Source organism: Staphylococcus sp. GDX8P80P (assembly GCF_017893095.1).
In the GTDB taxonomy this organism is placed as follows: Bacteria; Bacillota; Bacilli; order Staphylococcales; family Staphylococcaceae; genus Staphylococcus; species Staphylococcus borealis.
This window is the reverse complement of the sequence record NZ_JAESMI010000146.1, coordinates 1-9,411: the sequence shown is the minus strand read 5'-3', so window position 1 is coordinate 9,411 and position 9,411 is coordinate 1. Positions and strand designations below refer to the sequence as shown.

The 9,411-nt window shown below is 26.1% G+C and carries 9 protein-coding genes; 4 read left to right on the top strand and 5 right to left on the bottom strand.

Going from position 1 to position 9,411, the window contains the following annotated elements; all coding sequences use genetic code 11:
- The 4 genes from KA858_RS11525 to KA858_RS11510 form a co-directional block, all read left to right on the top strand.
- On the top strand, positions 1-310 hold a 310-nt coding region (locus tag KA858_RS11525; protein WP_210135763.1), incomplete at its 5' end, for an SAUGI family uracil-DNA glycosylase inhibitor.
- A gap of 86 nt (positions 311-396) precedes the next feature.
- Complete coding sequence (locus KA858_RS11520) at positions 397-708, top strand: DUF960 family protein (protein WP_210135762.1); 312 nt, start codon at positions 397-399, stop codon at positions 706-708.
- A 15-nt stretch (positions 709-723) separates the two neighbouring features.
- Positions 724-1,227, top strand: coding sequence for a DUF1643 domain-containing protein (locus KA858_RS11515; RefSeq protein ID WP_000849084.1), 504 nt, complete (start codon positions 724-726; stop codon positions 1,225-1,227).
- 14 nt (positions 1,228-1,241) lie between these two features.
- Complete coding sequence (locus KA858_RS11510; RefSeq protein WP_210135761.1) at positions 1,242-1,463, top strand: hypothetical protein; 222 nt, start codon at positions 1,242-1,244, stop codon at positions 1,461-1,463.
- Positions 1,464-1,792: 329 nt separating this feature from the next.
- Here the strand turns inward: KA858_RS11510 and KA858_RS11505 are convergent, their stop codons facing one another.
- The 5 genes from KA858_RS11505 to KA858_RS11485 form a co-directional block, all read right to left on the bottom strand.
- Positions 1,793-3,664: a DEAD/DEAH box helicase gene (locus tag KA858_RS11505; RefSeq protein ID WP_210135760.1), complete on the bottom strand. Its 1,872-nt coding sequence runs from the start codon at positions 3,662-3,664 to the stop codon at positions 1,793-1,795.
- Positions 3,639-4,871: a ParB/RepB/Spo0J family partition protein gene (locus KA858_RS11500; protein WP_210135759.1), complete on the bottom strand. Its 1,233-nt coding sequence runs from the start codon at positions 4,869-4,871 to the stop codon at positions 3,639-3,641. Before KA858_RS11500 ends, KA858_RS11505 begins: the two co-directional genes overlap by 26 nt.
- Positions 4,871-7,837 carry a DNA-directed RNA polymerase subunit alpha C-terminal domain-containing protein gene (locus tag KA858_RS11495; protein WP_210135758.1) on the bottom strand — a complete coding sequence of 989 codons (2,967 nt, stop codon included), beginning with the start codon at positions 7,835-7,837 and terminating at the stop codon, positions 4,871-4,873. The genes KA858_RS11500 and KA858_RS11495 overlap by 1 nt, the downstream gene beginning before the upstream one ends.
- A 69-nt stretch (positions 7,838-7,906) precedes the next feature.
- The gene (locus KA858_RS11490) at positions 7,907-9,127 is read right to left on the bottom strand and encodes a restriction endonuclease subunit S (RefSeq protein WP_210135757.1); all 1,221 of its coding nucleotides are present in this window, start codon (positions 9,125-9,127) and stop codon (positions 7,907-7,909) included.
- Positions 9,120-9,411: N-6 DNA methylase (locus KA858_RS11485; protein ID WP_210135756.1), on the bottom strand; the 292-nt coding region annotated here is incomplete at its 5' end. The genes KA858_RS11485 and KA858_RS11490, both read right to left, overlap by 8 nt.

Here is a 9,411-nt window from a genome sequence, read left to right as displayed (position 1 = left end):
TCTATTCCAACTATCTAACAACGAAACTTGGGAATGTGAAGCACTTGAGGAAGCAGCAGAAAATATACTACCCGAACGTTTTATTAATGATTCCCCACTTGCACATCTTACACTTGAAACTTATACCTACTACAATAATGAACTACATGACCTAAGTATCTATCCATTTTTAATGTATGCCAATAACCAACTCATCAGCATTGGTTATCTGGATCATTTTGATATGGACTTTCTGTACCTCACAGACACTAAAAATACGATTATCGATGAACGTCATTTACTAAAACAAGGAGGGAATGACCATGAATAATTGGATCAAAGTGGCACAAATATCTGTTACGATTATTAGCCAAGCTATTGTTATCATGAAAGAAATTCAAGATGAGGTAAAATAATATGAAAATCAATCGATACATTACAAGAGGCATTAGTGAACAACTATCTCTAGATCTTCAAATCTTACTTTGGAATATAGTAAAAGAAAGAGATAATCAACCTCATACAGATTACCTACACATTTTTAAACTACAAGAAGATAATAATATACTCTCTATTACACATGAACAAGAACAACCCGCATACAAATTGGAATATCACTATACAAACTATGTAAAAAATCAAAACGCATTACCTAAGAAAGTCTACGTCATTCGTGAAGATGATGTAGACGTTTTTTATTATGTGATGCTTTTGCCCGAAGAATACTAAAGGAGTGAAAATTACATGAAAACAATCAAAAGTACATTAGAAACCGAAGCTATATTCAGTGATGACCAAGAACATCGCTATCTACTTAAGAAAAAATGGGATAGTGAAAAACAAACAATTACAATCATTACAATGTATCCACATTATGATGGCATTCTCAACATCGACTTAACAACTCAGCTCATTATGAACAAAGTTTCAGAAATGGATGCATTTGGTTCAATCAATTTTGTGAATCTATATTCTAATATTACAACACCTATTAATATTAAACATTCAAAAAATGCTTTTGATAATCATACAAATATTCAAATTATGAAGGCTGTGAAAGAATCGGATGAAGTTATATTAGCTTGGGGCGCTTACGCTAAAAAACCCGTTGTTGAAGCACGTGTCAATGAAGTATTAGAAATGTTGAAACCACATAAAAAGAAAGTAAAGCAACTCATGAACCCCGCAACTAATGAAATTATGCATCCACTCAATCCTAAAGCACGTCAAAAATGGACATTGAAATAAAAGGAGGATTATCTATGAACCATCACACTACACAATCAGACTGGCGAACGGTTGCTAGTTGCTTAGCATCACAAAATTATATATCTATCGTAAAAGGACTAGTACATCATTTCGCAGCAATTGAAGATGAAGAAATATTGGATAACATCTATGATGATTTTATGAATGATGACTCTATAGCAACCGTACTTAATAATGATTTACAGACAATTATTAACCATTACCTATCAAAATGAGAACTATTTTCTAATAAAACTAGAGCATCCTTCACTTTTACGGTGAGGGATGCTCATACTTATTTTTTTAGTTTATCTTTTTTCGATGAGGAATGATCTATGTTTTTTGAATTTTTATCAATTATTAACTGTAATTTCGACTTACTTCACAATTTTTCTTCCAGTTAATTTTGTAATTTTAGCAGATAAACTCATTTCTTCAATAGGTCTCTTAACAACACATTCTGTTGAATCAATCATTATGTTAATACTAATTTAATATGAATCTTCTATATATTAACTACCATTTATCTATTCTTAGTCATTACCCATCTCTCTTAATAGAATTTTTATTTATCTATTAAATGAGTAAAGAAAAATTCTAAGTCTTCATCTTCAGTAGGTAATATTTCTAACTCATGATTATCAATAGCATCTAACATTAATTGTTCTTTTTCAGATAATCTTTTATATATTCTTTCACCTAGGGAGTAGTTCCCTTGTTCCATTTGATAATATTGCTGAAAATAATAGTATTGTGTATAATCATCTGATTTTAACCCTAATCTATGTATTCTATCTTTAGATTGTAGTAAATGGACTAAATTGTAACTATACTCAAAGTAAATTGCATCATGACAGGTTTTATGAAGAGAAACAGATTCTGCTAAAGTGTGTGGATTTGTAATAAGTATCTCAACTTCTTTATTTTTAAATTTATTAATAATTCTATTTCTTTCATCTTGACTTACTGCACCTGAAATCACTTCTGCTTTTATACCCATTTTATTTAAATCACTTTTTAATTTATACATAGTTTTCACAAAAATACACCAAACTATTGCTGTTTTAGATTCACTTACTATTTTATTAATAAGTTTTAATAGTTCTTTCATTTTAGATGTTTTATCAATTTTATATACTAACTCCTCTACTTCTTTCGAATAATCTTGGTATTCAACAAATTTTTCATGATTAACACTTAAATCAAGCATTTCTTCAAATTCTTTCAAATCTAATGTTTCTAATAAAAGTGAAGGGGAGCTTTCTAATTGCATAATTTTAGCAAATAAAGCTAATTGATTAGATTTATACTTTGATAAGATAATTTTAAATAATTCTTGTTCTTCAAGACTAGCTTCTATGTCAATAATTTTATCCTCATTTGAAGGCGGTACACCTAATTCTTCTTTTGATGTTCTTGTAAAAAAAGGTTGAATTTTATCGTTAATCATTTTGATTTCTGAATTATTAGGATTACTTAATAGTGGTATTTCAAAATTAAAGAAATGATTATAGTCATATGGATACAATAAATTCAAAAGATTATAAATATCTTTGTAGCCATTAGGAATAGGTGTACCAGTTAAAGCTACCATATACTTAGCGTCTTTTGTAATTCTTAAGGCAGAACTAGCTCTCATTCCGACAGGATTTTTGATACGATGAACTTCATCAAATACAACTAATGTATCTTCAGTGATTAAATCCTTAATTTCTTCTTCTAGAGTATTAAGAACCTCATAGTTAAGTAATATCAATTCTTTATTAAAACTTTCATATTTTAGAACCATTTTCTTCTCATTAGTTGTATTAAGATCTTTTATATTTAAATAAGCTAATTTTCGACTATCACCAAAACAAGATTGATATTCAGTTATCCAAGAACTAAATGAGTTTAAAGGACCAATCATCAAAATTTTATTTACTTTGTTGATAGTATTTAAATATGCATACATACCATATACTGTAGAAGTTTTTCCTGAACCAGGAACAGAAAAGTTTCCTGATTTTTGCATCATTGTTAAGTAAAAAGCATCCTTCATTTGTTTTGGTCTTAATTGTCTCTCTAACGTTTGATTAACTATTCTCTCGAATTCAAAATATCTTTCATTAAATCTAAGATCATCATTTTTAATATCATTACCAATAGTATATTTATAATCAATATATGAATTTATTCTGTTAATATACTGAGTAACATTTTCATTGATATTAACACTTACCCCTAATTTAATAGCTAATTTTTTTATTTGCTCAACAATATTATAAATATCTTTATAATATACATTTTTTCTAAATACAATTTTGGAATTAGTATACTCTTCCACATATTTTTTAATACGTAATTTATATATTCGGTGCTTGATTACTTTTTTTAATAATTGCTCGTTTGCTTCTAATGTTAGCTCCTCGTTATGATTCATTTGAACTTGAAACATTACCATACACCTCATGCTTAATATTTTTAATTTCTTCTTCTAATCTTTCTAAGGAATTTAAAAATTGAGGATAATCAGTTTCATCGTCTAATCTTAATACAATATCAAAATCAATATTTTGTAAAGCGTCTATTGCTTTTTCTATTTGGTTTTTAGGAGCATTAATACTGTTTCTTTTTTTTACTTTTTCTTGATATTTATCATAAGTATTTTTAAGATCATCTTTTAGTTCTTCATCGCCACGTACTTCTTTATTAATAAATTCAACAGTTGTTTCTTCTTCTTTGTCATCGAATTTTTCTAAAAATCTTTCACATAACTCCAAGTTGTCTTCAATGAAAGGTTTAAATTGTGATGTATTAACTAAATTTTTTATTTTTCTTATATAACGGGTCATATCCGTATTCGGTTTAAGAGCTATATTAGTGAAAATAATATTTTTTACATCTTCCCGTTCTTCTTCTGTTTTTATCTTATTAAGTACAGCTTTTATTTCTCCTAATGGACCATCTAATTCCCAGTCGCGAGCTAAATAATAATGTTCTGGCATATCAATAAATTCTAAGAATTCGACCATTAAATTTGCACGATCAATCAATTTTGTAACTTCACTAGTCTTTTGTCCTGTATTTTTAGCATATTCTTCAACTGTAATTAATTTATTTTTTATAACATCATTATATACACCAACTAATCTATCTATTGGATTATATCCAACTCTTTCTTCACGTCCATGTTGTAAATATAACTCCAATAATTTTATTTCTTTCTTACTATCTTGTATGTCTTTACTTATGATAATTGCATCTAAATAATTAAATTTTAAATCTTCTTTAGCAAGATCTCTCAAACATGTAAAACGACGATTACCATCAATGATTCGTCCATCTCTTAATATAACTGCTGGTTCAGTCTGTCCTAACGCCTTTATATTATTTTTAGTTTTCTTAAATGCATTTTCATCACTTTCTTTAATAAAATCAGCAATAATCTTGTTGTATTCCTCAATATTACTTAAATCAAATGATTCTAGGTGGTTATCTGCTTTATACTTACTAATCCAAGTTGCAATCCTATCATTCTGATCATTATAGTATAAATTGTTTAATTTTATTTTATACACATCATATTCATCAGTTATACCATCTACTGTTAATCTAGTCGTCAAATTAGTTTTTATTAATTCATTTGTATTTATCATATTCATTAATATTCAAACTCCTCATAATAATAATTCAAATCTAAATAAATTTTTTCCATAATTTCGTCATAATACATATCGGTCCTCTTAATTGATTCGATTAATCTATAATATTCCAAATTTATATCATATTTTTCATTAATGATTTCAGTTAAATCAAAAATATCTATCATTTTCACTTTCATAACTTCTTCTTCAATTAAATCACTAACTCTAAAATCTTGATCTTTTTTTAGAAGATAATTCCCTCCTATTTTATTACTATATATATTTTCCAATCCTCTCAAAATAGATCGATAAAATATAGGTTCAAAACCAAAAGAATCAATTTTTTCATTATCAACAACAACAATAATTGCACTTATTGACCATACTTTGTTATCGTCTAATTTTTCTAACACTTTATATCTAAAATCTTCTAAAATATTCGGTGTTAGACCTATCTCATTAAGTTTTTTCCTTGTAATATACTTCTTAGGAGAGAATTCTAATAATTCCATAGTTTTATACTTGTCATATAGCCATGATCCAAATGAACTTAAGTTCCATATTCTTTTATCTATGTTTGTTAAGTCAACAATGTCCATATTATTATAAAATTTTTCGTTATAATAATTAATGGTTGTCTCATATTTATTTTTTAATATATACGAACTAAAAGTTTTATAATCTAAATATTTTAAGATAATTTGTAAGTCTGTATCAACCTGATTTAATTCTTTTTTTAAATCTTCTATAAACATAAACTCTTTACCTTCAAGAACATTTTTGACACAACTAAGAGATTCTTCATTAATAGAAACAAAATCTTTTTTAATATAATCATCTACAATATAATCGTCTATATACTTTAGATAATTAGCTCGAAATGTTTGCTCTTTAACTCCAAATGCTTCGTAATATAACTGAACGAATTCATCTACATGAAGGGGAGCATATTCATACATAAAATCTTTTACTTGTTGTTCTCTATCCACATTGCCAATTGCTATATTAGGCATTCTTGTTAATTCTATATTTAAATCGCGTCTCTTTTCACTTGTTCTTCTAATAATATTATGTAACTCATTTTCATGTTTAATATTATATTTTTCCATAAGTAACGAATGATACTTAAACAAAATTAATGTCGATATTTCAAGATCTTTCCATTCTTCAAAATTAATTTTTTCATAAAATAAATCCCAATCATATTCATCATATGCATAGTATCTATAATATTTTTTCCCACGACTTACTGCATTCGAAGTATCACTTAATCTATTTTCTAAATATCTAATATCAATATTGAATACTTCTTTATCTAATCTCTGTTCTTCGAGAAATAAATTAATTATTTCTAATAAATCATTAATATGTAATGTCTCTTTTCCAAATTCTTCTAATACATAATCAATAATACTTATTCTCGTTTTAGGAATTAATTTATTATCAATTACAATTTTTCCTTTTAGTAATTCATCTCGTACCTTTTTTTTCAATTTTACAGAGGCTTTTTCATCATTAAGAATATCTTTCCATGACTTAGTACCTTTTTCATATCTATTAGATAAATAGTAATATAAGCTATCTTCGAACAACCATTCATATTGCTTTTTATCTAAGTTATAATTACTAAACCAATAGGCATTTTCATCTTCTTTAAAAATTTGTTTCGTACTACTAGTAACTTTTTTTACTAACTGTCTCACTCGTTCTCTAGTAACTCCAATAGCATTACCAATATCTTCTAGGGTCTTACCTTCTAGTCGAAGTTTCATCAATTCTAATATGTTTTCATTATAATTATCAGCTGTATATGATAATATCGAATACTTTTTTGAATATACGTTACCAAATTCATCAATTGATATTAAATCTAGTTTTATTAAATTATTAAAATACTTATAAAGATTTAAATTGATAAAATGAGAGCTTAGTTCATCACATATTTCTTTTTTTCTATACATATAAGAATTATTTTTTATAAATGAATATACTATTTCTTGCTCTATATCTTCATTAAATATCATTTCTTTTATACGTTTAGTTATAAATTGATTTTCTATTAACAAATCTAATTTATAGCTAATGGAAAATTGTTCATTATTTAATACTTCATTAATAACGTTATCTAAATTAACTAAAATATTATTTAATTGCTTTTCTCTCATGACTAATAAATAATTATACGGTGACTTTTTTAGATATATTCTCGAAATATCACCTATAAAGATTTCATTTTTGTTTTGTACAACAACGTATTTAAATAACTTTTCAAAAATGTCATTCAAAGTTTTTTTAGCTATACCCGGTATATTTAATAAATCATCGTATGAAACTAATAATAATCTATCTATTTTATTCAAATTATACGTAAGTATTATTTTTCTTTCTTTGTTAGAAAATCCAAGTTCCTCAATATTGAGTTCGTTCACATACCTGCTTTTAAAAAAATATTTTATTGTACAATTTAAAAGAGTTTTGGGTATATTTTCATAAATAACCCTTCTAATATCTTTATCTGGATTGTTTAAGACTAATTTAAATAAGTCTCTATCTACTAAGTTGATTTTTTCTCTTAATCTATTGCAAATACTTTGAATTTCACTTATAAGTTGATCATCGACTTTTCTAAATTTCTTTATATCTTCGTAACTCAAATCAATTACTGCATCTATTAATTTTATATTGTTTATTTTCATAATCTTTTTAATATTTTCGTTATTAATTACTTTTTCAATATTCATTGATTTCAACGCTTCAATAGTTATATCTTTAGGAATGATAATATCATCATTATTCTTGAAAATTATACTATCTCTAAATTCCTGAATTTCTTGGATAGATTTAGCACCTAAATTTCTTATATTCTTCAAATCCTCATCAGTTAATTTCTTTAATTGATAGACATAATCATAACCATTCTTTATTAATTGATTTTTACAGCGATTTGATAATTGTGAATCTTTTATTCTCATTTTATCTCTCATGGAATCCCCCTGTCTTATACAAAACAGATTTAAAAACAACCTTGTTAACATAATAAGACTTTATAAGAATTAGACAAACATTTTCTGTAAAAGTCCTTGTTTGCGTTGTTTTAATAATTCAATCTTTGAAACCTGTTTTTCAATCAATTTATCAAAACTATTCAAAAATCTTCCTATTTTTAATTGTTCTTCAATATTTGGTACTTCGATACTAATATTTTCAAATGTAGACTTATTTACAATTTGTGTTGCTGTTTTCCCTGCAATACGTTTCATATATTTTGACACTTTTTCAAAAGCATAATATAAAAAGTCTACGTTCTTATCATTATTAGGAACTAGTGCATTTATTTGTTGATTACATGATCCTTCTTCTCTCAAAATTGCATTTTTTCCAATACTAGCTATACAAGTAATAAGTAACGTATTTTTAGGTAATTGTCTAGCTTTTTTAAATCCTTCATCGCTCAACATATATTCACTATTTTTTACGTTTTTTTTATTATTTATATCAGTAGGTGTAACCCATATATAGTTATTACTATTCCAGTATGCACTTTGTTTTTTACTAGGCGTATTACCTGTATAAACATTACCTAATTCTTTAATTTTTTGAGTTACCCATTTAGGATAATCATTTCCATTTTCATCCTTAAATCTCAACTCTTTCGAGAAAATCTTTTGCATATATCCACGCTTTTGTTGCTCTAATAATTCTAACTTTTTCTCTTCTAACTCAATCTGGCGATCGAGTTTGCTGAAAAATTCACCGATTTTTTCTTGTTCATATTGTATTGGAAGATTTATATTTATATTAAAAAAATCATTAACCGGAATATTCAGAAGACCATGATTTCTAGCTCCTTCAACTGCTATATTTGCTACTTCTCTATACCACTTAGTACTTTCAAAATAATTTTTCATAAAACTTTTATCAATATTTTCATCAAAAGAAAAACATATATATAAAGATGACAAGATACCTAAGTCATATCTTTCTAATTTTTTTATAGCACCTAAAGGATAACCATTTGAATAACTTTTATTATAAGCAAATTCTCCTTTTTTAATTAATATATAGCCAGTTAAATTTTTTGAGGAAACTGATTTATTAAAATACTCAATTTGATCAATTAAGCCTAATTGTCCAGAGATAGTTAAAGGTCTTTGAGATTCTAAGTTTTTATTTTTTCTAGTTACTCTTTCACTTATGTCATTTAACTTATAAGAAAACCATGAATTTTCATAATTTGGAAATCTTAGTTCGGGAGTATTTGCTATTTCAGTCATGTTTCAACACTCCTAGTTCTTTGAGATAGTCGTTAATTTCTGCTTCAACTTCTGCAATATCTTTATCAATATCCTTTAAATCTTGCTGAACTTGATTCAAGTCAATAGGTTCTTCTTCTTCAAATGTATCGACGTATCTTGGTATATTTAAGTTATAGTCATTGTCTTTGATTTCATCTAAAGAGGCTACATAGCTAAATTTATCAATGGTTTCTCTATTACGATATGTTGTAACGATTTTATCAACATCTTCATCTGTCAGTAGATTTTGATTTTTACCTTTT

Excerpts from the sequence above, each read along its gene's own strand:
- KA858_RS11520 (WP_210135762.1), top strand. The coding sequence starts at position 397 with ATGAAAATCAATCGATACATTACAAGAGGCATTAGTGAACAACTATCT.
- KA858_RS11515 (WP_000849084.1), top strand. The coding sequence starts at position 724 with ATGAAAACAATCAAAAGTACATTAGAAACCGAAGCTATATTCAGTGAT.
- KA858_RS11510 (WP_210135761.1), top strand. The coding sequence starts at position 1,242 with ATGAACCATCACACTACACAATCAGACTGGCGAACGGTTGCTAGTTGC.
- KA858_RS11505 (WP_210135760.1), bottom strand. The coding sequence starts at position 3,664 with ATGTTTCAAGTTCAAATGAATCATAACGAGGAGCTAACATTAGAAGCA.
- KA858_RS11500 (WP_210135759.1), bottom strand. The coding sequence starts at position 4,871 with ATGAATATGATAAATACAAATGAATTAATAAAAACTAATTTGACGACT.
- KA858_RS11495 (WP_210135758.1), bottom strand. The coding sequence starts at position 7,837 with ATGAGAGATAAAATGAGAATAAAAGATTCACAATTATCAAATCGCTGT.
- KA858_RS11490 (WP_210135757.1), bottom strand. The coding sequence starts at position 9,127 with ATGACTGAAATAGCAAATACTCCCGAACTAAGATTTCCAAATTATGAA.